General features: G+C 44.4%; 24 protein-coding genes. 13 read left to right on the plus strand and 11 right to left on the minus strand.

The features are described from left to right. The first annotated feature begins 21 nt into the window (after nucleotides 1-21). On the plus strand, nucleotides 22-630 hold the full coding sequence (locus AC0J2X_RS12230) for a DNA-3-methyladenine glycosylase I (RefSeq protein ID WP_423084102.1): 609 nt from the start codon (nucleotides 22-24) through the stop codon (nucleotides 628-630). Between the two features lie 112 nt (nucleotides 631-742). Here the strand turns inward: AC0J2X_RS12230 and AC0J2X_RS12235 are convergent, their stop codons facing one another. The 4 genes from AC0J2X_RS12235 to AC0J2X_RS12250 all read right to left on the minus strand — a co-directional run bounded on the left by AC0J2X_RS12235 (nucleotide 743) and on the right by AC0J2X_RS12250 (nucleotide 3480). Continuing rightward, a complete protein-coding gene (locus AC0J2X_RS12235; RefSeq protein WP_014975247.1) occupies nucleotides 743-1204 on the minus strand; it encodes a DUF2489 domain-containing protein in 462 nt (153 codons plus the stop codon). Nucleotides 1205-1223: 19 nt separating this feature from the next. Next, the gene (yihI, locus tag AC0J2X_RS12240; RefSeq protein WP_014947719.1) at nucleotides 1224-1727 is read right to left on the minus strand and encodes a Der GTPase-activating protein YihI; all 504 of its coding nucleotides are present in this window, start codon (nucleotides 1725-1727) and stop codon (nucleotides 1224-1226) included. A 127-nt stretch (nucleotides 1728-1854) separates the two neighbouring features. Then, nucleotides 1855-2556: a class I SAM-dependent methyltransferase gene (locus AC0J2X_RS12245; RefSeq protein ID WP_472996061.1), complete on the minus strand. Its 702-nt coding sequence runs from the start codon at nucleotides 2554-2556 to the stop codon at nucleotides 1855-1857. 300 nt (nucleotides 2557-2856) lie between these two features. After that, nucleotides 2857-3480 carry a c-type cytochrome gene (locus tag AC0J2X_RS12250; protein WP_014947721.1) on the minus strand — a complete coding sequence of 208 codons (624 nt, stop codon included), beginning with the start codon at nucleotides 3478-3480 and terminating at the stop codon, nucleotides 2857-2859. A gap of 174 nt (nucleotides 3481-3654) precedes the next feature. On the opposite strand from AC0J2X_RS12250, the gene yihA reads away from it, so the two are divergent. Then, nucleotides 3655-4290, plus strand: a complete 636-nt coding sequence (yihA, locus tag AC0J2X_RS12255) for a ribosome biogenesis GTP-binding protein YihA/YsxC (RefSeq protein ID WP_423084103.1) — start codon at nucleotides 3655-3657, stop codon at nucleotides 4288-4290. Nucleotides 4291-4706: 416 nt separating this feature from the next. Here yihA and polA read toward each other — a convergent pair whose 3' ends face one another. Next, nucleotides 4707-7499 carry a DNA polymerase I gene (gene polA, locus AC0J2X_RS12260; protein ID WP_472996059.1) on the minus strand — a complete coding sequence of 931 codons (2793 nt, stop codon included), beginning with the start codon at nucleotides 7497-7499 and terminating at the stop codon, nucleotides 4707-4709. 421 nt (nucleotides 7500-7920) lie between these two features. On the opposite strand from polA, the gene elbB reads away from it, so the two are divergent. Continuing rightward, nucleotides 7921-8574, plus strand: a complete 654-nt coding sequence (gene elbB / locus AC0J2X_RS12265; protein WP_472996060.1) for an isoprenoid biosynthesis glyoxalase ElbB — start codon at nucleotides 7921-7923, stop codon at nucleotides 8572-8574. Nucleotides 8575-8839: 265 nt separating this feature from the next. Then, nucleotides 8840-10291: a TrkH family potassium uptake protein gene (locus AC0J2X_RS12270; protein WP_014947725.1), complete on the plus strand. Its 1452-nt coding sequence runs from the start codon at nucleotides 8840-8842 to the stop codon at nucleotides 10289-10291. A gap of 114 nt (nucleotides 10292-10405) precedes the next feature. Here the strand turns inward: AC0J2X_RS12270 and trkA are convergent, their stop codons facing one another. From trkA to def, 4 genes are all read right to left on the minus strand, one after another. Beyond that, nucleotides 10406-11785, minus strand: a complete 1380-nt coding sequence (gene trkA, locus AC0J2X_RS12275; protein WP_014947726.1) for a Trk system potassium transporter TrkA — start codon at nucleotides 11783-11785, stop codon at nucleotides 10406-10408. 64 nt (nucleotides 11786-11849) lie between these two features. Beyond that, on the minus strand, nucleotides 11850-13169 hold the full coding sequence (gene rsmB, locus AC0J2X_RS12280) for a 16S rRNA (cytosine(967)-C(5))-methyltransferase RsmB (protein WP_069943465.1): 1320 nt from the start codon (nucleotides 13167-13169) through the stop codon (nucleotides 11850-11852). 2 nt (nucleotides 13170-13171) lie between these two features. Continuing rightward, nucleotides 13172-14122, minus strand: coding sequence for a methionyl-tRNA formyltransferase (gene fmt / locus AC0J2X_RS12285; protein WP_061438871.1), 951 nt, complete (start codon nucleotides 14120-14122; stop codon nucleotides 13172-13174). 8 nt (nucleotides 14123-14130) lie between these two features. Further along, entirely contained in the window at nucleotides 14131-14640 is a 510-nt protein-coding gene (def, locus tag AC0J2X_RS12290; RefSeq protein WP_014947729.1) for a peptide deformylase, read from the minus strand. Between the two features lie 216 nt (nucleotides 14641-14856). Here def and AC0J2X_RS12295 point away from each other — a divergent pair, with 216 nt between their 5' ends. The 7 genes from AC0J2X_RS12295 (at nucleotide 14857) to AC0J2X_RS12325 (ending at nucleotide 20679) form a co-directional block, all read left to right on the plus strand. After that, the gene (locus AC0J2X_RS12295; protein WP_014947730.1) at nucleotides 14857-15930 is read left to right on the plus strand and encodes a LysM peptidoglycan-binding domain-containing protein; all 1074 of its coding nucleotides are present in this window, start codon (nucleotides 14857-14859) and stop codon (nucleotides 15928-15930) included. Nucleotides 15931-15969: 39 nt separating this feature from the next. Continuing rightward, nucleotides 15970-17079 (plus strand): DNA-processing protein DprA, encoded by a 1110-nt coding sequence (gene dprA, locus AC0J2X_RS12300; protein WP_069943467.1) that lies wholly within the window; start codon nucleotides 15970-15972, stop codon nucleotides 17077-17079. A 1-nt stretch (nucleotide 17080) separates the two neighbouring features. Next, nucleotides 17081-17557, plus strand: a complete 477-nt coding sequence (locus tag AC0J2X_RS12305; RefSeq protein WP_014947732.1) for a DUF494 family protein — start codon at nucleotides 17081-17083, stop codon at nucleotides 17555-17557. Between the two features lie 85 nt (nucleotides 17558-17642). Continuing rightward, a complete protein-coding gene (locus AC0J2X_RS12310; RefSeq protein ID WP_039222332.1) occupies nucleotides 17643-18185 on the plus strand; it encodes a DNA topoisomerase family protein in 543 nt (180 codons plus the stop codon). 45 nt (nucleotides 18186-18230) lie between these two features. After that, nucleotides 18231-18836, plus strand: a complete 606-nt coding sequence (gene tsaC, locus AC0J2X_RS12315) for an L-threonylcarbamoyladenylate synthase type 1 TsaC (RefSeq protein ID WP_014975257.1) — start codon at nucleotides 18231-18233, stop codon at nucleotides 18834-18836. After that, the gene (gene hemF / locus AC0J2X_RS12320) at nucleotides 18833-19765 is read left to right on the plus strand and encodes an oxygen-dependent coproporphyrinogen oxidase (protein ID WP_069943468.1); all 933 of its coding nucleotides are present in this window, start codon (nucleotides 18833-18835) and stop codon (nucleotides 19763-19765) included. Before tsaC ends, hemF begins: the two co-directional genes overlap by 4 nt. Before the next feature lie 233 nt (nucleotides 19766-19998). Further along, nucleotides 19999-20679, plus strand: a complete 681-nt coding sequence (locus tag AC0J2X_RS12325; protein ID WP_069943469.1) for an OmpW family outer membrane protein — start codon at nucleotides 19999-20001, stop codon at nucleotides 20677-20679. A gap of 124 nt (nucleotides 20680-20803) precedes the next feature. Here AC0J2X_RS12325 and AC0J2X_RS12330 read toward each other — a convergent pair whose 3' ends face one another. Further along, complete coding sequence (locus AC0J2X_RS12330) at nucleotides 20804-21235, minus strand: group II truncated hemoglobin (RefSeq protein ID WP_014947737.1); 432 nt, start codon at nucleotides 21233-21235, stop codon at nucleotides 20804-20806. Here AC0J2X_RS12330 and aroE point away from each other — a divergent pair. Continuing rightward, a complete protein-coding gene (gene aroE / locus AC0J2X_RS12335; RefSeq protein WP_069943470.1) occupies nucleotides 21234-22073 on the plus strand; it encodes a shikimate dehydrogenase in 840 nt (279 codons plus the stop codon). The two genes, AC0J2X_RS12330 and aroE, sit on opposite strands and share 2 nt — an antisense overlap. On the opposite strand, the gene AC0J2X_RS12340 is transcribed toward aroE, so the two are convergent. Continuing rightward, the gene (locus AC0J2X_RS12340; RefSeq protein WP_014947739.1) at nucleotides 22070-22612 is read right to left on the minus strand and encodes a gamma carbonic anhydrase family protein; all 543 of its coding nucleotides are present in this window, start codon (nucleotides 22610-22612) and stop codon (nucleotides 22070-22072) included. The genes aroE and AC0J2X_RS12340 overlap by 4 nt on opposite strands. 344 nt (nucleotides 22613-22956) lie before the next feature. Between AC0J2X_RS12340 and AC0J2X_RS12345 the strand changes: the two genes are divergently transcribed. Next, nucleotides 22957-23868 carry a UDP-N-acetylglucosamine 2-epimerase gene (locus AC0J2X_RS12345; protein ID WP_081333942.1) on the plus strand — a complete coding sequence of 304 codons (912 nt, stop codon included), beginning with the start codon at nucleotides 22957-22959 and terminating at the stop codon, nucleotides 23866-23868. Nucleotides 23869-24067 lie beyond the last annotated feature (199 nt).

The raw sequence follows: 24067 nt of genomic DNA on the forward strand, positions 1-24067 counted from the left end.
ACAAGGATTTAATCTTAAGCCATGCCCAATCAAACAAAAATAGAAAAAAATATGCCTTTGCATCGCTGCGGTTGGGTAAGCAGCGACCCTATTTATTTAGCGTATCATGATAACGAATGGGGTATACCCGAGCTAGATAGTCGCGCGTTGTTTGCTAAGTTATGCCTCGATGGACAACAGGCTGGTTTATCTTGGCTGACCATTTTGAAAAAACAGCAGAATTTTGAACAGGCATTCTATCAGTTCGACCCTGAGAAAATTTCGAAGATGGGCCCCGCTGATGTCGATAGACTTATGCAAGATAGCGGCATAATCAGAAACAAGCTCAAGATAGAGTCGGTTATCAAAAATGCCAAGGGTTTTTTAGCTATCGAAGCGTCGCAGCCATTCAGTGATTTTATTTGGCAATTTACAGATGGACGTACGGTCATTAATGCTTGGGAAGACTTCAGGCAAGCACCCACATCAACCGATGCGTCTAAAGCAATGTCAAAAGCACTTAAAAAGCACGGATTTAATTTTGTAGGTGAAACGATTTGCTATGCTTTTATGCAAGCTGTAGGTATGGTCAATGACCACGAGGTAGGGTGTCATTGCTACGAGCGTATTTGCGAGCTCGCGATAAAGTGATATAGGCAAAGGTAACCGGGTTAAAAAAATGGCCGACTACATACTGTACTCGGCCATTTTCTATATTGATTGCATTAGTTTTTATCTTTTAAATCAGCGTCGCGCTTACTCGTTATTTAGTGGCTATAAGTGTCTCACAATACGCCTTCAGCGGTGGTAATTCGTCCAGCACCTTAGATTCGTATTCCGATTCAATCTGCTCGCGAGCGATATCTTGCTTTCTTCGCTCATTCTTAGGTAGCTGTTGCCTTGCTTCTAAAATTGCAAAACCGCTTACCTCTGTGAATAGTGCATGAATGTTGGGATACTGCGCTTTAAAATCAGGCGGAGTACTTATTGGAAGCGCGTTAAGCAAGTTCACGATGCGAATTACGCCTTCTGACAAATCACATTGCTGCTGCTCCATCGCCTTAGCTATTACTATAATACTGTCGGTTATAGTGGCTACGCGCGACTGCCTTGCCGCTTCTTGTCGCTCTTTTTGTTGTTTTAACATAAACAGCAGTTTGCCTGCGTAAAAACCTAGCGCAAGAATAATTAGTAGCGCGATGCCTGAAAGTACTGCCCAAAGCATGACTCTTTCCCGTTTTTTATTAGTGCTTAAAGTCGTCGATATTAATAGCGTCTAAATCATTAAACGGATCCATATCGTCGTCTTCATCATCCTCTTCTACTATTCCTAATAGGTCACAAAGAATGCGGTGGCGTGCCATCTTCTCGTCGACATAAGCTTGTTGCTCACGGGTGAGCGGTTTATCGTCGTCAAGTTTGTCGAGTAAATCTGACAAGCGTTGATCTGCTTCAAGCGCTGCCAGTTCTTGGGCTGGTGTGGCGTACTTTTTCTTTTGAGCAGGGGTGGGCGTCACTGCTTTTACAAGCTGAATAGGCTTTTTACTGCCGTGGCGCGGATCTTTATTCTCAGCACTCTTTTTGCCCGTCACTTTTTTCTGTTCAACATTGTGGCGATTACCAGCGGGCTTACCTTTATGCTTTTTAGGGCGAGGCGAGTCTGATTTACGGTTTTCGCTTGGTTTAAAGTCAGGATCTTTACGAACGCCGATTAGGCCGACTTTACGTGATTTCTTTGAACGTGCCATAATTTCCAAATAACAAAGAGAGTGAAAAAACAGCGCTATTATAGCGCGAATTAGTGTCTACGTATTGATCTTTGGGTATGCAGTGCAAAATCAATACGGGGAACATAAAGTATTACGGGAATTTGTTTCAGTGCTTTCTCAATAGAACGACATCGCTGGCAGGAAAAGTGACATCATAGCCATCTCGTTGTGCCAAATATTGAAAGGTTGCTTCGCTGAAAAAGCTAACGTGGGTGACGTCGTTTTTATAGTGCCAATTTGCAAACCTGGCTTTATCAAGTACGCGCTTGGTCATGATGGCAAGAACGCCACCAGAAGCTACAAGTTTGTTAAATAGCGCCCATTCCACATGAGGGGCGTGAAAGTGTTCTATAGCCTCTGTACATGTCACTATGTCATAGCTTTGCTCAAGTACCGATAAGTTGCGTGCATAGAAGGGATCGTACATATTCATCCTAACGCCTTCTTCTTCCAGCATACTTGCTAAAACAGGCGCAGGGCCACAGCCAAAGTCTAGTCCTCGGAGTTCACCAAATTTCATGTCTTTTATAAAAGGTGTAAGTGGCGTTAAAACCTTTCCTAAAAACTTTCGATACCCTTCGTCTTCAAAGCTATTCTCGTGAAGGTCATACTCCTGCTTTTCTACTTCTTTAGATGGTAAGAATTCAGGAGAAACATAAACGAGTTTGCATTGATTACATTGGAGGTAATCGCGCTTTTTATCTGAGTGATAGTGAGATGGCGCGTTAGCGCTTTTGCATAAAGGACAGTACATAGGAAAGTGAACAATAATAAGGGGCTTAAAAAAGAAAAAGGTGATGGTTCTCACCATCACCTTACATTGTATGAGTGTCAGATGACACCTCTCCCGTTATACACTTCTATGTGTATTTTGCTTCCCTAGCCGTGCTCCCCTTATTTTTATTGTTAGCAGAGCTGTATTGTTGTTTTTGGCCCTCGTGGCTCTTTATCCCGTCTTCCATGCTGCATTTTTATTATTATTCTTGTTATTTAGCTTGTAGCTTTTCAAAGGCACCTACAAACTACGCCGTTAGATTACACGAATAATTTCAAAATACAACTTTTTCGGTAACAAATTTTTAACAACAATATGCAAAAACGGTAATGCTTAGTGTAAGCCCGCGATATAGTTAGATAAAATCTCAATATCTTCGTCGGTTAATTTCATCGCAATATCACGCATCATGCCATTCATGTCATTGTGACGTTGGCCTGAACGGAATGCTTTCAATTGAGCTGCAGTGTAAGTTGCATGTTGACCGCTGATATCAGGGAAACCTGCTAAGCCCATGCCGTTGCCCTTAGGACCGTGACACGCGATACATGCAGTTACGCCTCGAGACTCGTCGCCACCTTGGTACAATGCACGGCCAGCTTCAACGTATTGCTCTGGTGTTTCACCCGCCTTTGGCTCTTGGCTTGAGAAATAAGCGGCTAGGTCTTTCATGTCTTGCTCTGAAAGTGGGGCAGCCATGCCGTTCATCACAGCATTATTACGACCTTCCTCGCCACCTGTTTGAGAGGCAAGTTTAAATTCGGTTAATTGCTTAACAATGTACTTCTCATGCTGGCCAGCAATCTTTGGGTTCATGTCAATCATGCTGTTGCCATCAGGGCCATGACAGGCTGCACATACTGCAGATTTCGCTTTACCTGCCTCGGCGTCGCCTTCTGCCATAGCAGTTGCGCTTAAACCTAAAGACATACATACCAACAAACACAGTTTTTTCATAATAAATCTCTTAAATGGATCCAACGGCTCGCGTGATATACGTGATATCATGCGTATTTTACACATTTAACGCGTCAGAAAAACCTATTCCATGATAAAACTATGGTTTTTAGTTGGTTTATTCATTAAAAAACTGTAAACCGAAGGTTGAGACGCATGTGGAGGTAAGTCTAGATGTCGTATTACACCAAAGCAAAATTCTTTACGAGCGCACCTGATATTCGTCATTTAAAGAATGATACCGGAATTGAAGTAGCGTTCGCGGGCCGCTCTAATGCGGGTAAATCGAGTGCACTTAACACGTTAACTCGTCAGAAGAACTTGGCAAGAACCAGTAAAACACCGGGTCGCACCCAATTGATCAACGTCTTTGAATTAGAAGAAGACTTACGCTTGGTTGATTTGCCAGGATATGGCTTTGCAAAAGTGCCAGTAGCCATGAAAAAGAAGTGGCAGGCGTCACTTGGTGAATATCTTCAAAAGCGCAAGTCCCTTAAAGGATTAGTCGTTTTAATGGATATTCGTCACCCCTTCAAAGATTTAGACCAAGATCTTATCCATTGGGCAGTAGCCTCAAATATTCCAGTACTGGCACTTCTCACTAAAGCCGACAAACTTAAAAGCGGTAAGCGAAAGGCACAGCTGTTAATGGCGCGTGAAGCTGCGATGGCATTTATGGGCGATGTTACCGTGCAAACCTTCTCGTCATTAAATAAGCACGGGTTACCCGAATTAGAGCGTATTTTGGATACGTGGTTTGGCTTAGATAAACAAGACGAAACAGAAGATTCTGATAGCGAAGTACAGTAGCGCAATTCACCCTTACCGTTTGTGCTGATCTGACGTGCCCGATGGATAGGTATGATGGGGTGTTAGAAAAAAGAACGCCCCGCATAGAGCGAGGCGTAAACTGAGAGAAAACACATAAAAACCGTTGATATAGAGTCGTGATAAATAGAGAAGTTCAGAAAAATTAAAATAAAATTCGCTTTATTTTTTAAGTTATTGATATTTATGAATTATTTATTTTCCGCAGATATAAAAAAACCCCGACAAAACTGTCGGGGTTAAAGCAAAGGTTTGAAAACAGCTTTCTCACCTCTGTACCCTACATGTGTAATATTACAACAAAGCACAGAAAAGGCAAGGGTGTTATGTAATTAAATTACCAAATTTAATGAATATAACGCGCCTTTTAATGTAAAAACTGTAATCTAATTACCAAACTAGTGCGCTTCATCCCAGTTTTCGCCCACACCAGCCTCAACAACCAGCGGAACATTTAGCGTAGCTGCGCTTTCCATAAGAGCAGTAATAGTAGAGACATAGGTTTCCACTTTGTCTTCTTTTATCTCAAAAACCAATTCATCGTGCACCTGCATCATCATGGTCACATCATCAGATGCATTTTTCCTGATCCAGTCATCAACTTTGATCATTGCCATCTTAATGATGTCCGCAGCCGTGCCTTGCATAGGCGCATTAATCGCCGCGCGCTCTGCACCTTTTCGACGTGCTCCATTACTAGCTTTAATGTCTGGCAAATAAAGTCTGCGACCAAATACGGTCTCTACATAACCTTTATCCTTGGCGCTCTCACGCGTTGAGTCCATATACTCAAGCACGCCTGGGTAGCGTTCGAAGTAAAGATCCATATATTTTTGTGCTTCATTACGTGGAATATTAAGTTGCTTCGACAACCCAAAGGCACTCATACCGTAAATTAAGCCAAAGTTAATCGCTTTTGCACTGCGACGCTGTTCAGTGGTTACTTCATCTAGTGGAACACCAAACACTTCAGACGCTGTAGCTTTATGAATATCTTTGCCATGTGCAAAGGCGTCTAATAGACCCTTATCACCCGAAAGGTGAGCCATTATTCGCAATTCAATTTGCGAGTAGTCGGCAGCGACGAACTTATTTCCTTCTCTTGGTACAAATGCCTGACGCACGCGGCGACCTTCCTCATTTCGGATAGGGATGTTCTGTAAGTTAGGATCGGTAGAAGAGAGTCGTCCCGTGGCGGTTACTGCTTGGTGATAAGAAGTATGCACTCGACCCGTACGATGATTGATCATCTTAGGAAGTTTATCCGTGTAGGTATTCTTTAGCTTGGTTAGGCCACGGTATTCCATGATCTTCTTCGGCAACGGGTACTCAAGCGCAAGTTCTTGCAGTACGTCCTCAGAAGTAGACGGCGCCCCTTTAGGCGTTTTCTTTATGATCGGTAGCGACATTTTTTCGAACAAGACATGTTGAAGCTGTTTAGTAGAACCTAAGTTGAATGGCTCGCCAGCTTCCTCATGTACTTCACTTTCAAGCTCGGCAATCCGGGTGGCAAGATCCTGGCTTTGCTGACGCAGTCTTTGGCTGTCTATCAATACACCTTCCTGTTCCATACGAGAAAGTACACAGGCTAGGGGAACCTCAACATCTATCAATAGATTTTTAAGCTCAGGAATTTCTTTCAACTTCGTCCAAATGGCGTTGTGTAAGCGAAGCGTAATGTCAGCATCTTCTGCGGCATAAGGCCCAGCTTCTTCAAGGCTGATTTGATTAAACGTAAGCTGTTTTGCGCCTTTACCTGCAATCTCTTCAAAATGAATAGTTTTATGACCAAGGTAGGCTAGGGCAAGTGAGTCCATATCATGGCGCTGCGCAGTACTGTTTAGTACATAGCTTTCAAGCATGGTGTCAAAGCCAATGCCGTTTAAGGTAATGTCATAGTTCGCTAATACGTTTTTGTCGTATTTTATGTGTTGACCTACTTTGATCACGGTGTCCGATTCTAAAATAGGTTTTAATGCGTCTAATACGAATTCTCGTGATAGCTGGGCGGGTGCATCTGGGTAATCGTGAGCAACAGGCACATAAGCTGCTTCACCTTCCTCTATACAAAATGAAACACCAACTAATTCCGCATCCATGTAGTTAAGGCTGGTTGTCTCGGTATCAAAAGCGATTAGCTCGGCTTTTTCTAGCTTCGCGACCCACGCATTAAAGCGTTCCTCTTCAAGCACTGTCTCATACTTCGACTTATCTATCTCTACCGATTCACTTTGTTCGCTCTCTTCTGCGCTATCGCTCTTTTCTTCGTTGGTGTTTGCATTGGGACCAGAGGTATCTCCGCCGGCTATTAGCGCGCTTACTTCTGCATGCCAGCGTTTGAACTCGTATTCGGCAAACAGATCGCGAAGTTGTTCGTTATCGGCTTGGCAAGGCATAAGAGCTTCGACATCATAGTCAAGGTCAAGATCGATGCTGATAGTAGCTAGGGTATAAGAAAGCCGAGCTTGCTCTTCGTATTCCTGCATTTTAGCCGCCATCGACTTACTGCCTCTAAACGACAGATCTGCAATTTTATCCAGGTTCTTATATATGTCGTCGATACCGCCAATACCGTTTAACAAGGCTTGAGCACTTTTATCACCTACACCAGGTACACCTGGGATGTTATCGACTTTATCGCCCTTAAGCGCAAGGAAGTCGATCACAAGCTCCGGTGGAATACCAAACTTCGTATTTACACCTTCGACATCCATCAGTTGGTTTGTCATGGTGTTGATTAAGGTGACATGTTCATTTACTAGTTGCGCCATGTCTTTATCGCCGGTGCTGATAAGGGTATCAATACCTTTTTCTGTGGCGTGTTTGGCTAACGTGCCAATCACGTCATCAGCTTCTACACCCGATTCAACAATAACAGGTAATCCCATTGCCTTAATGATGGCGTGCAACGGTTCGATTTGGCTTCTTAGCTCATCCGGCATCGGAGGACGGTTCGCTTTGTACTCTTTATAGATGTCATCGCGAAAGGTCTTGCCTTTAGCATCAAAAATCACCGCCATATGCGTCGGGTTGTATTGTTTGATCAAGCTTTTAAGCATGTTCACAACACCATAAATAGCACCGGTGTCTTGGCCTTTTGAGTTGGTTAATGGTGGTAAACCGTGAAAGGCACGAAAAAGATATGACGATCCATCGACAAGAATAAATGGAGGCTTTTTAGAATCAGGCATAGATGGCGATTTTCCAATAGAGAATATGAGCGCAAGGATGCCACAGGCTAGGGCAGATCGCCATATCATGAAGGAACATTAAGGTCGATAGCGGATCGCATTTCGCCTGTGGATAACTTTGTGATCTAAAATTTTGGGCACAGTGATCCGGATGATCTTTGTCAAGTTAAAGATCACCTTTCAAATCAAGAAAAATAAGGGAATGAGACTTAGGTGTGAAAACAGCGTACCTGCTACTTACCATTCCATTTTATGTGGATAACTTGGTGTACGTTTATTTTTGGTTTAACCAAGTTGGTCAAGTAATGTAGCATAACCATTAACAATGTATACACGTATTATTAAGAACTTTTTTTGAACAGTTGTGTGTTTAATAGCCAAATTTTGAATAAGTAGATGGCATAGCGTCTAGGAGGACAATATGAAACAAGTAGCCGTTATTTTAAGTGGTAGTGGTGTGTTTGACGGGGCTGAGTTACACGAAGCGGTATTGACACTTTTAGCCATTGAGCAAGAAGGCGCGTCTTATCAGTGTTTTGCTCCAGATGTAAACCAACTGCATGTAGTCAATCACTTAACCGGTGAGGTATCAGAAGGTGAAGCACGAAATGTGTTAGTAGAATCGGCCCGTATTGCCCGAGGTGATATAAAACCCGTGACTGAGTGCGACGTAACTGCTTTTGATACACTTATTTTACCTGGTGGCTTTGGCGCTGCGAAGAACCTGTGTACGTTTGCTGTAGACGGTGAAAATTGTACCTTTAACGAAGAGGTGCTGACAGTGTGCAAAGCCTTTGCACAAGCTAAAAAGCCCGCAGCGTACGCGTGTATTGCACCTGCGCTAGCAGCAAAAGTGTATGGCAACAAAACTAAACTGACCATTGGCAATGACGAAGCCACGGCTGGTGGGTTGAATGCATTAGGAGCCACGCATGTAGAGTGCCCAGTTGATGAGGTGGTTGTTGATAATGACGCAAAGCTTGTTACTACACCTGCGTATATGCTGGCGCAAAGCATTAGTGAAGCCAATGCGAGTATTACTAAAATGGCTAAAACCGTGCTTGCTATGAAATAGGAAACTAAAAAATAAAAGTGGTTGGTTTTTTCCTAGTGAAAAGATCAGGTGCCTTTATGTGTAATTAGCCTAATGTAGTGGGGAGACAAAGGTTTCCCCTTGTTCATTATAGTCCTATAATCAAAACCCTATGCGTAACGTATAGGATTTCATCTACCTTGTTTCACGTAGATAGATTCGCTTTTTGAAACCATATCAAAAAGCACATTGTAACTAGGGCTCAGTAGTCCTTATGCGCACTATAAAAATAAAGGCATAACAAACAATGCACTACCGTGCCATCATACGAATACTTGGGTTATTAATTGCGCTTTTTAGCGTAACCATGATCCCACCCGCTATCGTGTCGTTGATTTATCAAGATGGCAGTGGCCTGCCTTTTATCCTCGCATTTATATTTTGTGTCATCGGCGGTATGGCATTGTGGTATCCCAACCGTCAGCAGAAAAATGACTTAAGAGCACGAGAAGGGTTTCTGATTGTTGCGCTGTTTTGGTCAGTACTAGCAAGCGTGGGGGCAATTCCACTTATCTTGCTAGAGCAACCAAGCATGACGGTAACCGATGCTTTCTTTGAGTCATTTTCTGGCCTGACTACCACTGGAGCTACGGTTATTGAGGGGATAGATTTTCTTCCTCACTCAGTACAGTTTTACCGTCAACAACTTCAGTGGTTAGGTGGCATGGGTATCATCGTACTCGCAGTTGCCATTTTACCTATCCTTGGAGTAGGGGGAATGCAGCTTTATCGGGCAGAAACTCCTGGCCCAGTTAAAGATAATAAAATGACTCCGCGTATTGCCGATACGGCAAAGCATTTGTGGTACATCTACCTATCCATAACCATTGCATGTGCCGGTGCATACTGGCTTGCGGGAATGAATGTTTTTGATGCGATTTGCCATTCTTTCTCAACGGTTGCTATTGGTGGCTTTTCGAACCACGACGCCAGCTTAGGCTATTTTAATAGTCCTATGGTAAACGTGGTGTGTACCGTGTTTTTGCTTATTGCTGCGTTAAACTTCTCATTACACTATGCGGCGGTGAGCTCTCGTTCGGTTAAAGGCTATTTTAACGATCCAGAGTTTAAGGCGTTCTTTATCATTCAAGCCTCACTCATCGGGATTTGTTTCTTAGTACTTACACTATCAGGCTACTATAGCTCGGCAGAGCAGGCTTTAGATCAAGCTATGATCCAAGCGGTATCTATTAGTACCACAGCAGGGTTTGCAACCACTGATTTTTCAGTCTGGCCGGCATTCCTCCCTATTATGCTTATTTTTTCAAGCTTTATCGGCGGGTGCGCAAGTTCCACGGGTGGGGGCTTAAAAGTAGTACGCGTGTGCCTACTGTTTCTACAAGGCAAGCGTGAGGTTGATAGGCTAATTCACCCGAAAGCAGTATACAGCGTTAAGTTTGGCGACCGTGCCATGCCTGACAGAGTAGTAGAGGCCGTATGGGGGTTCTTTTCAGCTTATGCAGTGGTGTTTGTTATCATTATGATAGGCTTGATTGCCACGGGTTTAGATAACCTAAGCGCCTTTACCGCTACTGCGGCCATGCTGAATAACTTAGGTCCGGGATTGGGCAGCGTAGCGGCCAACTATGCTGATGTTACTGACGCAGGCAAATGGATACTGGTGATTGCCATGGTATTTGGGCGACTAGAGGTCTTCTCATTGCTGGTCTTGTTCTCACCAACGTTCTGGCGCAGTTAACAAATAAACCGGTAGTTTTGATACGAGCTAAAAACAAAGGGCGATAAATATCGCCCTTTAATTTTATGTCTTCAACTTTTAATCTTGCGGCACCTATGACGCTTTGCAAAAGCGCTAGCCAAAGAAAAATGCGCTGGGTTGGAACAGCTTTTCCACGTCGTTGATGTACTTCTTATCAACCAAGAACAAAATTACATGGTCGTTTGCTTCAATCTTGGTATCGCTGTGAGCAATAATCACCTGATCGTCTCGAACAATAGCCCCAATTGTAGTACCTGGCGGTAGTTTAATATCGCCTATTTGTTTGCCAACCACCTTAGAGGTATTTTCATCACCGTGCGCTATCGCTTCAATAGCCTCGGCAGCACCTCGTCGTAATGAGTACACGTTTACAATGTCACCGCGACGTACGTGAGTCAGTAGTGCCGAGATAGTGGCTTGTTGAGGTGAAAACGCGATATCTATCTCACCGCCTTGCACCAAGTCCACATAAGCACTTCGCTGGATAAGCACCATGGCTTTTTGTGCACCCATACGCTTTGCCAGCATGGCCGACATGATATTCGCTTCATCGTCGTTGGTAACGGCTATGAAAGCGTCAACTTGCTCGATATTTTCTTCACTTAGCAATTCAGGGTCAGACGCGTCACCGCTAAATACAATGGTTTTATCTAAGTTCGCAGATAAATATTTGGCCCTTTCTGGGCTGTATTCAATAAGCTTAACGTTATGATTGTGCTCTAACTTTTTCGCAAGGCCTGCGCCAATCAAGCCACCACCGGCTATCATAATTCGTTTGTAGCTTGATTCGAGCTTTTGAAGCTCACTCATTACTGCGCGAATGTGCTTGGTAGCGGCAATAAAGAACACTTCATCATCGGCCTCAATAACCGTGGTACCTAACGGGCGAATAGGGCGGCCGCGTCGGTAAATGGCAGCAACCCGGGTTTCAACGTTAGGCATGTGGTCTTTAAGCGCAGATAACGCGTGGCCTACCAATAAGCCACCGTAATAGGCTTTAACCGCAACAAGGCTGGCCTTGCCTTCAGCAAACTCAACCACCTGAAGTGCACCCGGGTAGTCAATAAGACGTTTGATGGCCTTAGTTACCAACTGCTCAGGAGCGATAATGTGGTCAACGGGAATGTCTTGCTGCTTATATAGCTGCTCTTGGTAAATGATGTACTGTTCAGAGCGCACGCGAGCGATTTTTGTGGGTGTTTTAAATAGGCTGTAGGCCACCTGACAGGCCAACATATTGCTTTCATCACTATTGGTTACGGCAATCAGCATATCTGCATCTTCCGCACCGGCCTTACGCAACACGTCAGGGTGTGAACCCACGCCGGTTACTACTTGTAAATCAAGGCGGTCTTGAAGTGCGCGCAATATAGTGGGGTCAGAGTCAATAACCGTTATTTCGTTATTTTCACCTACTAGGTTTTCAGCAAGTGTTCCGCCTACTTGGCCGGCCCCTAAAATGATGATCTTCATCGTTATTATTTTGCCTTCATATTCGTGCAGGTCTTAAACTTGTGACGTTGCACAACTATTGAACTCAGTCTGATGACTTTACCAGCCTCGCATAGTAGAAACCATCCATTTGTTGCTCACCAGGCGTTATCTGGCGCCCTGGTTTATCAACGGTTTCTGTTTTCACTATGGGCGATAACGAGGCATCTGGAGTGTCGGCGAGGAACTGCTGTATTTGCGCCATGTTCTCTTTTGGCAAAATAGAACATGTTGCATAAAGCAGCGTGCCGCCTGGTTTTAACAAGCCCCAGAGCGTATCTAAAATGCGGCGTTGAAGCTGTGCTAAGTTGTGGATGTCATTGGCTTTTCGAAGCCAGCGAATATCTGGGTGACGTCGAATCACGCCGGTAGCAGAGCAGGGGGCATCCAGTAATATTCTGTCGAAGGGCTTTCCGTCCCACCAGGTATTAGGATTAGCTGCATCACCTTGCTTGATATCGACAGTGTGCTTAAGGCGAGTCATGTTTTCTTCTACCCGTTTTAGGCGTGTAGCATCAGCATCAAGCGCTAATACGTATTGTGTATCAGGTGCAGACTCAACAATGTGCCCTGTTTTTCCGCCTGGTGCGGCGCAACAGTCTAGAATGCGTTCGTTCGCTTGAGGCTTTAGGTAATGCGCAGCTAATTGCGCTGCCCCATCTTGTACCGCAAAGTGACCTTTTTCAAAACCAGGCAGGGCAGTAATGTCTTCTCGCTTAGTCAGAATTACGGCATCAGCATGGTTTGCGCTAAGGGTATATTCAACCCCTGCTTTATCTAACGCCTGAGTAAATGCTACCAACGATGTTTGCAACTTATTTACGCGAAGCCAAATGGGGGCCATGGCATTCGTTTCGTTACGAACCTGCTCGGCGTCGTCACCATAGGCGTTCTCTATTGCCTTAAACAACCACTTTGGTAAGCCGCTGTTTATGATGGCGTCGTCTACAGGTTTGCCTGCAAGGTTTTCTCGCTGAAAATTACGCAGTACCGCATTAACTAACCCTTTTAACCCTGCGGCATTTAAATAAGATGCTGCGGCGACGGTTTCGCCAACGGCGGCGTGGTTGCTAACACGGGAAAAATTAAGCTGGTACAAACCAAGAAGAATAAGATGTTCTATGACTTTTTTGTTGCCTTTTAGAGGCCTATCCAACAAAGAGCGCAGCCAGTGCTGTAAAAGGGGAAGGCGACGCATTACCCCTAGTGACATCTCTTGAATCCATGCGTTATCTTTGGCGTTGTGTCTGCGCTGAACGCGCTCTAAGCACTCACGCGATGACTTGCCTTGTTCTAAAATTTGGTAGATGACCCACGCGCAATCTGCGCGCAGGTTCTTTTGTTTGGGAAGGGGTAATGGTTTCACGTTTAGTCCGCTTGTGTCAGACAACGGCCCACTTCAAACCACGTTTGGCGAGCATTGATAACGTCTGACGCTGGAAGCGCCTTTTTACCTGGAATTTGAAGTGATGTTATGCAAAGCGCATCGCGCCCTGTAGCGATAGTAATGCCTTCTTTATTGGCACCGATTACCGTACCTGGCGTTACATTTTTATTTAACGGAACAACGTTAGCAGACCATACCTTTACATTCTGATCTTCGACCTGCATCCACGCTACAGGCCAAGGATTGAAGGCGCGGATATTTCGCTCTATTTGCTCAGCATCATCTGCCCAATTGATAAGGGCTTCTTCTTTTGATAGCTTTTTCGCGTAGGTGGCTTGAGAGTCGTCTTGTTTGGTGGGCGTGTAACGATCAAATTCATTAACGACCTCAACCAACGCTTGTGGCCCTAGCTCTGCTAGCTTTTCATATAAGGTGGCGCTGGTATCTTCAGAGGTAATAGGTAATGTTGCTATGTGAAGCATGTCACCCGTATCTAAACCTTCGTCCATTTGCATTATGGTTACGCCGGTCTCAGCGTCACCCGCCCAGATTGAACGCTGTATTGGTGCCGCGCCTCGCCACTTAGGCAGAATAGAGCCGTGCACGTTAATGCACCCTAGCTTAGGTGCATTTAACACCGCGGTAGGCAGTATCAGTCCGTAAGCGACAACTACCATTAAATCGGCATTGAGCGAGGCTAATTCTTCCTGAGCGTCTTGAGCTTTAAGCGACTGAGGCTGGTAAACTGGAATGGCGTTTTCTTCTGCTAATACTTTAACCGGACTGGCGGTAAGCTTTTTACCTCGCCCTGCGGGTCTATCAGGCTGAGTGTAAACAGCAATGACTTCGTGCTCGCTCTCGAGTAACGCTGATAGATGTTTAGCTGCAAAATCCGGAGTACCGGCAAAAATCACTTTCAATGGAGTTGTCACGTTATTCCTTAGGCTTTTGCAGCAAGACGCGCTTCTTTCTCAAGCTTTTTACGAATACGTTGGCGCTTAAGCGGTGAAAGGTAATCAATAAACAATTTGCCTTTTAGATGATCCAGCTCGTGCTGAATACAAATCGCTAACAAACCTTCTGCATCCAACTCAAAGCTTTCGCCATTTTGATCTAGCGCTTTTACGGTAATTGATTCGGCGCGCTCAACTTTCGCGTAATTACCCGGCACTGATAAACAGCCTTCTTCGCTAATCGTGGAGCCATCTTTACGAATGATTTCAGGGTTAATAAATACGCGTGGCTCGTTTTGATCTTCCGATACGTCCATTACAACAACTTGAACGTGGCGGTTAACTTGCGTTGCAGCAAGGCCAATACCGTTCTCGTCTTTCATGGTTTCGAACATGTCCGATACCAATTGTTTAATTTCGTCGTTAACCTCTTCAACCGGCTTAGCTACCGTGCGAAGACGTTCATCAGGAAAACTTAATACGTCTAAAATTGCCATTTCTCGCTTACTTCACCTTTTCGCTGTATAAATTCATATACGATCTAATTGCCAGCACACTTTACAGTGCTTATTAAGTTACTATTCTAACGTATATCGGGCTGTTTCGTGCAGTTTTTTACCGAAACTCTATTAGAATACCTAGTTATGCCGATATAGTGCTATTGTCTGAAAAATCAACAATGAGTGACAGTGAATAATTTGCAGGTGGTTAATTTGAAAAAGCGATTGATTTATGCGCGTCGTGCAGCATTGTTTATCTTAGGTGTACTGCTTTCTTTGCCTACCTTTGCGCTGCAGCTAAAAGAGAGCGCGCCAGAAACCTACACAGTAAAGCGTGGGGACACGCTATGGGCAATCGCTAACGTTTTTCTCAATGAGCCTTGGCTCTGGCCTGAATTATGGCGAACCAACACCCAAATCGACAATCCACACCTTATTTACCCGGGCGATGTTATCGTCGTTGGGTATGTTGATGGGCAGCCTGTATTAAGTGTAAAGCGCGACAAGCCTTCCTATAAGCTTTCTCCGGCTACCGATAAGCGAGTAAAACCGAAGCCTGTTGATGTGTTGTCGTGGACAACTATCTCTCCATTCATTAGACAACATATGCTGCTAGACGAGGAAAGCTATGCTTCGCTACCTAAATTGCTGGGTAATCAGGATGGAAACGTAAGGTTTGCGTCTGATGATTTTGTGTTAAGCCAGCAACAATTCAGTACCGACGATCAGTACAGAGTAGTAAGAAAGCACGCTACGATTAGAAATCTTGATGGGGAAATCCTTGGTATTCAAGTTACCCATGTTTCAACAGCTTCACTAGTGGAAAAAGATGAAGGTAGCAACACGATGTTGCTTTTCATCGACGATGCGAACCAAGAAGCTAAGCGCGGTGATAAGTTAATGGCGGGTGGATTTGAACATCCTGAAGGCTTTGAACTTGTTCCGGCTACTTCGCAGCGAGGCGCAATAGTTGGAGATTTGCATGATCACGATTTACTTGGCAAATACGACGTTGTCATTCTTGATTTAGGCAGTATGGAAGTAGCGCCAGGTACGGTCCTAGGGCTTTACTCACAAGGTCCAGCCATTATTGACGAAGAAAGTCCACGCTATGTAGATGAACCCGGCGCTAACACTGGTGGTGAGTGGTTTATCGATACAGTATCGCAACCCGCGCTTAAAGTAGGTGAAGTTGTTGTGTTTAAAACATTTGATGCGGCAAGTTACGGATTAATAACGCGAGCGAACAAAGGGATAAAGCGCGGCTTTATTGTCGCAAAGCCCTAAGCGTTGCATGGTTCATTGTCGCTCGCATTAGGAGCGATAATGGCACCACAATCTTCTCAGTTAGACAGCGAAACATTAGCATGGATTGCGCTGGCTTCCGCTCAGCGTGTTTCACCTAAACTATGGCTACAGGCTCTCAAAAAATATCAACTTTCTACTGTCGATTTAGGCAGCAACGCGTCTACGCTGCCTAACGAGGTTAAACAACTCACTAACAACATTTCACCGCCTCTTATTGATGCAGCAATAAACTGGCTGCAAGCGAGCGACAATAGACACATCGTGCCGTTGTCATCGCCTCACTATCCAGAATTACTTAAGCAATTGGATAGTCCGCCCCTCGCGCTATTTGCCACGGGAAACAAAGCGCTATTTCAAAAACCACAGATTGCTATAGTGGGAAGCAGAAGGGCCAGCCTTCAGGGTAAGCGTACCGCAACCGACATTGCTTATGGGTTATCTAGTAGCGGAGTTGTAGTGACGAGCGGCCTTGCCATGGGCATTGATAGCGCCGCACACCAAGGCGCCCTGTCTGGTAGCACCGGAACCATTGCGGTAATGGGTACGGGGCCTGAAAAGGTATATCCGGCTAAAAATAGTAAGCTCTATGAAGCTATCAACAATGACGGAGGTGTCACCGTTACAGAGTTTTTTCCGGGGCAGGGACCTAAGCCTTGGCATTTTCCAAGGCGAAATCGAATTATCGCAGCGTTATCCCTCGGAACCTTAGTGGTAGAGGCAAAAATTAAGAGTGGCACCTTGATAACTGCGAATTTGGCCGCAGATATGGGGCGAGAAGTATTCGCTGTGCCAGGCAATATCGCTAACGCTTACGCTGAAGGTTGCCACTGGTTAATCCAACAGGGCGCCAAATTAGTAACAAATATAAGCGATATTCTAGATGAAGTTGGCGTTCAGCCTGAACAACTAGGCTTGAATGTTGACGAGCAAAACGAAAAAAGTACAGCGAATAGCTTGGCAACCGATAAATTATTAGCTAGTGTGGATTATGACATCACCGCTATTGATGTCATAGCCCAGCGCAATGCCTTATCTGTATCGCAAGCAATGGCATCATTATTAGAATATGAGTTGCGTGGTTTAGTGGCCGCTGTCCCTGGTGGTTACGTTAAATTGAGGGGAAAATAATATGTTCGATATCCTCATGTATCTGTTTGAAAACTTCATTCACAGTGAAACGGAAATTCGTGTTGACCAAGACGAGTTAACGGAAGAGCTTGTGCGCGCAGGATTTCATCACGATGAGATTTATAAAGCCCTCGCATGGTTAGAAAAGTTAGCGGCACTGCAAGAGACGGACATCAAACCGTACTTTTGCAAAGGTATTAGCACTAGCTTAAGCCGTATTTACACGCATGAAGAACAAATGCGTTTAGATGTGGAATGTCGCGGTTTTCTTATGTTCTTAGAACAGGTTAATGTGTTGGATGCCTCCACACGCGAAATGGTTATAGATCGCGTTATGGAAATTGATTCCAATGAATTTTGCTTGGAAGACCTGAAGTGGGTGGTGCTAATGGTACTATTCAACGTACCTGGCAAAGAGAAAGCCTACGCACAAATGGAAGATCTTTTGTTCGAAGAGCCAGATGGTGTTCTGCATTAATGCAGTTGTAGTCACTGGTATTTGAATCTTTACTTAAAAATGCGCTGTGAAATTACAGCGCGTTTAAGGCCTTAACGTCCAATACATGTCTAAAATAGACCATTCACTCTTTTCAGCGCACGAGCATGCTCTCGATGATAATTTCGGAGATTGCCCCGAGTGCGGTAAACCTCTTCATATAAAGAACAGTAAATCCGGCCCTTTTATCGGGTGTACGGGCTATCCGGAATGTAGCTTTAGTAAGCCACTTCACGATAAACAAACCACCATACTGAAAACCTTAGACGGTGTAGCCTGCCCTGAATGCGCATCCGACTTAGCAATAAAGAAAGGGCGGTTTGGCATGTTTATCGGCTGTACCAATTTTCCTTCATGCCATCACATAGAGCCCATTAAAGAAAAAGAAGATACTTTGGTGGATTGTCCAAAGTGTAAGAAAGGGCATCTAATCTCGCGTACTAACAAATACGGCAAACAGTTTTTTGCGTGCAACCATTATCCACAATGTCGATATGTGCTAAATTTCACGCCGGTTAATGAAAGCTGCCCAGACTGCGGTTGGGGAGTATTGATAGACAAAAAGGGGCAGTTACAGTGTCCTCAGCCGGCTTGCGGCTATAAAAAGTAATTATACGAACAACTATACGAAGAACTATACGTAGAGATTAAAACCATGTCTGATATCCAAAATGGGAACGTAAACACGTTTACCCCCGTTGAGGCTAACTCACCTGAAGTAGACCCTGTTGTTGCCGCATTCCAAGCTGGCAGTTTAATCGTTTATCCAACCGAAGCGGTAATGGGCATCGGATGTGACCCCGACAATGAAGCCGCTGTAAATGCGCTGTTAGAGATAAAACAGCGACCGGTAGAAAAGGGCGTGATCTTGATTGCTGCAAACTACAGTCAGCTACTGCCTTATGTTAACGATAACGCCATTCGCCCTGACAGACGCACCGATATTTTTTCGAGCTGGCCAGGCCCTAATACTTGGCTATTACCTAAGTCGTCATCTGCGCCAGTTTGGTTAACCGGCAAGCATAGTAAAATAGCGGTGCGCGTAACTAATCACCCTGTAGTAGTGGAATTGTGCAACAAGTTAGGTAAACCGTTAGTTTCTACAAGCGCTAACCTGACCGGCCAACCGCCAGCCATCACCACTGAAGAAGCAAAAGCCGTATTCGCTGATTCCGTCTTCTATGTCGAAGGGGAAGTAGGCGGTGCAACTAAACCCAGTACCATTCGCGATGGTGACACAGCAGAGGTAATAAGAGCATGACATCAGCAGAATTACTGGACGGTAAAAATGCCGCTGAAGTAATAGAACAAGTAAAAAGCTATTTACTAGGGCTGCAAGACACCATTTGCCAAACACTTGAACTTGCCGATGGTAAGGGCCAGTTTGTTGAAGACAGCTGGCAGCGAGAAGAAGGTGGCGGTGGCCGTTCTCGAGTACTAAAAAATGGTGCGGTGATTGAACAAGGCGGCGTTAACTTTTCTCATGTGTTTGGCAGTCAAATGCCTGCTTCAGCAACGGCTAATCGCCCTGAGCTTGCGGGAAGAAACTTTCAAGCAATGGGTGTATCACTCGTTATTCATCCACATAACCCGTACATCCCAACGTCACATGCTAATGTTCGCTTTTTTATTGCAGAAAAAGAGGGCGAAGCACCTATCTGGTGGTTTGGCGGCGGCTTCGACTTGACGCCATTTTATCCGTTTAAAGATGACGTTTTGCATTGGCATGACACTGCAAAGAAGTTGTGCAAACCATTTGGCAATGACGTCTACCCTAAGTACAAAAAGTGGTGCGACGACTACTTTTACTTAAAGCATCGCAATGAAACTCGCGGAGTGGGCGGTTTATTCTTCGACGACCTGAATGAATGGGGCTTTGAACAGTCATTTGCATTTATGCAGGCTGTTGGTATTGGCTTCATCGATGCTTACGTTCCTATTGTTGAACGTCGTAAGCAAACCGATTTCGGCGAAAGAGAGCGTGATTTCCAACTTTACCGCCGGGGCCGCTACGTTGAGTTTAACCTTGTATTCGACCGAGGCACTTTATTTGGACTGCAAACCGGCGGGCGTACGGAATCAATTCTAATGTCGATGCCGCCGCTCGCGCGCTGGGAGTATTGTTATACACCTGCACCGGGTAGCGCCGAAGCCAAGCTGACAGACTGGTTAAAACCTACTGATTGGTGATTAATTATTAAATAAGGCAGCGCTTAAATCCTTACGCGGACCGCCGATAGCAGCTTTCATCTTTAATGACTAAAAAACGCCGTATTAATGTTAATGCGGCGTTTTTTTGATCTACATCAAGGTGGAATATCATCTGTGTTTCAGTGAGTTATCAAACTTGCGCTGGATCAATGTTTCTCTTAACCACAGGCGTAAAGTATCGCCATCTTAGTTAAACACAAAAGAGACACATCATGCGCAAACACTTTTTATCTGCATCTGCACTTTGCTTTACTCTTGCTGCACTCTCACCTTTAGCTAGCGCTCACCAGCAGGGCGACTGGATTGTTCGTGGCGGTCTTACTACCGTTGCTCCTGACGAATCTACCTCTAACATCGTCGCGGGTGGAACTGATCTTGGCGTGGCCCTTAATATCGATAACGATACTCAGCTAGGTCTAAACGTAGCGTACTTTATTACTGACAATATTAATATTGAGCTGCTTGCCGCAACGCCCTTTAAGCACGATGTGAATTTTTCTGTTGCTGACCCGTTAGGGACGGGTAACCAGCTTGGAGAAGTCACGCACCTTCCACCTACGCTTACCGCAAACTACTATTTTAATGATGCCAGCTCTGCGTTTCAGCCGTACATTGGTGCAGGTATCAACTATACCTTTATCTTTGATGAAGAGTTTACAGGTGCGAATGAAACAGCTGGCTTAAGCGACCTTTCGCTTGATAATTCATTTGGCTTGTCAGCACAGGTGGGAATGGATTACCAAATTGATACCAAATGGCATGTCAATGCATCGGTTCGATTCATTGATATAGATACCGAAGCCACCTTTAAAGTGGGTGATGCTGCTGGAAAGGTAAGTGATATTGAAATAGATCCTTGGGTGTATACCTTATCGGTGGGTTACACATTCTAATTATTAGTTCTACGCCTTATTAACTATTAGGCTTTCACAATTGCACTACTTTATGCGCCATAAAGAGCGTAGACAGTAACAGGGGAGTTGCGCGTTAAAAGGTTAATCCTTTCAACGCGCTTTTTTATTTTGTATTCACCATGTGATTGGCGAGTTGATCAAGTGCGTCTATCAACTGTTGAGCTAAGGCGATATCTTCAACCGTTTTAAACATGGCTTTTCGCATGCAATACATCCACTGCGCTTTTAACTCTGGTGTTACGGTATAAGGTAGGTGGCGTGCACGCAGACGCGGGTGGCCATACTGCTGCTGATAATCATCAGGACCACCAAGCCATAAACTTAAATAGAGAAAGAACACGTGGCGAATTCTGTCTAATGGCTGGGGGTGAATAGCTAGCAGTTCATTGGCGAGTGGATCGGTTTCCATTATGTCGTAAAACGTATTTGCTAATTCCCGTACTTTCTCCTCTCCACCTATACGTTCATATGGTGTACTCTGCGAAGCACGATTATCGCTTTTCTTCTTTATATTAAATAAGTCTCGTATTCCCATGAAAAAATTCGCTGTATTCGGAAATCCTATTGCACAGAGTTTATCACCAACTATCCATCAAATGTTTGCTGAACAAGTGGGAGAAAAGATTTCTTATGAAAAGATACTTGCGCCAGTAGACGGTTTTGTAGATGCCGCCAACGCGTTTTTAGCTCAGGAAGGCGCGGTAGGTTGTAACGTCACCATGCCTTTTAAGCTTGATGCATTCAACTTGGCAAAGGTAGACGACCAAGCAGCCAAAGATGCACAAGCTGTTAATACGCTAATGAATGGTGACAGCGGTGAAATATGGGGATTCAACACTGATGGTGTAGGGCTGGTAAACGACTTGCTTAACAGCGGTGTGGAAATTAAGGGTAAGCTCGTGTTGCTTATTGGTGCCGGCGGCGCTGCTCGTGGCGTAATCTCCCCGTTATTAAAAGCAGGGGCCGCCTCTTTAACCATCACCAATAGAACCAAAGCGAAAGCTGAGGAAGTGGCAAGCGCCGCTTCAAACGCTAAAGTGCAGGTGGCTGCGCTTGAAGATATCGCAGATGTTGCGCCTCATATTATTATCAATTCAACAGCCGCCAGTTTAAGCAATGAATTGCCGTGCCGTTTAAATGATGGTGTTTTACAAAACTGTGAAGTGGTGTACGACATGGTTTATAAAAACTCACCCACGCGCTTTATGAGAGAGGCGGCCGAACTTGGTGTTAAAACACAAATAGATGGGTTAGGGATGCTGGTTGAGCAAGCGGCTGAAGCTTTCTACATATGGACACATAAGCGCCCCGATACTTCAGATATTGTAAAACGTGTCAGGGCTATCGTTGAGCAAGGTGAGAAGCGAAACTAGTTCGCTTCTTCAAGGTACTCATCTTTCAATACAACATAGTTAACGGCAGACTGTTTCAGGAATGCCATTTCGGCGTCGTTGAGCGGCCTTTTCTTTTGCATGGGGTTTCCAACGTAAAGAAATCCGCTTTCTAACCTTTTGTTCGGCGGTACTAATGTACCTGCACCAATAAACACATCGTCTTCAACAACAACACCATCCATTACAATAGCGCCCATGCCAACGAGAATTCGATTACCCAACTGACAGCCGTGCAGCATACACTTATGCCCAACGGTAACGTCCTCACCAATGATAAGAGGGAAGCCGTTGGGGTTCTTCTCAGATTTACGGGTAACGTGTAAAACACTGCCATCTTGAATATTAGAACGGGCGCCAATACGAATTTTGTTCACGTCGCCACGAGCTGCAACCAGCGGCCAAATACTCGCATCATCTTCTAAAACTACATCACCGACGATTCTTGCCGAGCCATCAACATAGACATTCTTTCCTAATGTAGGAGAAACACCTTTAAAACTATCAATCGATTTATGCATTACACACTCATATAAATTGCGCAGAAAGTGAATTACGCAAACTCTAACAGCAATGCCGATGAGTTGGTACTAGTAGGGTGGTTACAGAGCCTACCTGTAATGCTTTAAGCAACAGGTAACTATCTTGGGGTAGCAACACGCGAAGAGGAGGGTAGTAAATCACAAGGAGAAAAATGATAATGTAGCTTGCTAATAGAATTTATCGAGACGTTGTAATGCCCAAGCGCTATGTATTTTTCACTGCCCTTTCCTATGCGTATCCTATTTATAGACCACTACAAGAGGCCATTAGGGCTAGAGGTGACGAAGTAGCGTGGTTTTTGGAAGGAGAATGTCCCGATCTATTGAAGCCTGATGAAATTCGCCTTCATACTATTAATGATGTTATTGAATACAACCCCTTAGCCATATTTGCGTGTGGAAATATCATCTATCACTTTTTGCCAGGTATAAAGGTATCAGTATTTCACGGTTACCCGATTGGCAAGCGGGGGGAGAAGACTAGCGCTACAGATGATCACTTCTCTATTCGCGGGTGGTTTGATATGTACTGTACTCAGGGGCCAAGTAGCACAGAGTATTTTAAGCAGCTTGAAGCAAAGCATCAGTTTTTTAAAGTGTATCAAACAGGTTGGGCTAAAGTGGATGACTACTTTTCTTCATATAAGAAGGAAAACGATGTTCCCACTATTCTCTACGCCACCACTTTTTCTAAAGGCATTACCTCTGCTCCTGTACTTGTCGATACAATTAGTAGGTTAGTGAAAGAAAAGAAATGGAATTGGCGTTTAACATTCCATCCCAAACTCAACGATCAAGCACTATTAGATAGATATCGTGCGCTGGCAGATGAATATAGTAACGTTACGTTTGTCGATAATGTGCGTCTTGAAGACTTTCAGCAATCAGATGTCATGTTGTGTGACAGCAGCTCTATAATTTTAGAGTTTATGATGATGAACAAACCTGTTGTCACTTATCGCAATACAAACCCCGGACAACATTTACTTAATGTCACAGAAGTAAGCGAAGTAGAAAACGCCATTGAAACTGCATTAACGCGACCAGCATCATTAATGAAAGAGGTTAATGACTTTGCCCATTATCATGAAGCCTATAGAGATGGACATAATTGCGAACGTATTTTAGATGCAGTCGATGACTTTGATAGTAACTATAAAGGTAAGATAAAAGCTAAGCCGCTTAACCTTTGGCGCAAGTTCAGGTTAAGGAATAAGCTGAAATACTGGAAATAGTTGGTATTTTGAGCGTTCAAAACGAATATGACACTTTTTTTAAAATAAGTGTTGACGTGAGCGCTCATTTCCCTAAAATGCGCATCCGCTTCGGGGGAAAAGCAAAACAGCAAGCCTCTTGGAGTAAGTCTCTACTACCTTTATAGGCCAGTAAAGACGGGAGTTTAGAAGAAACGCTTCAGAAAATAAATTTTCAAAA

Source organism: Alteromonas sp. R7 (assembly GCF_055755235.1).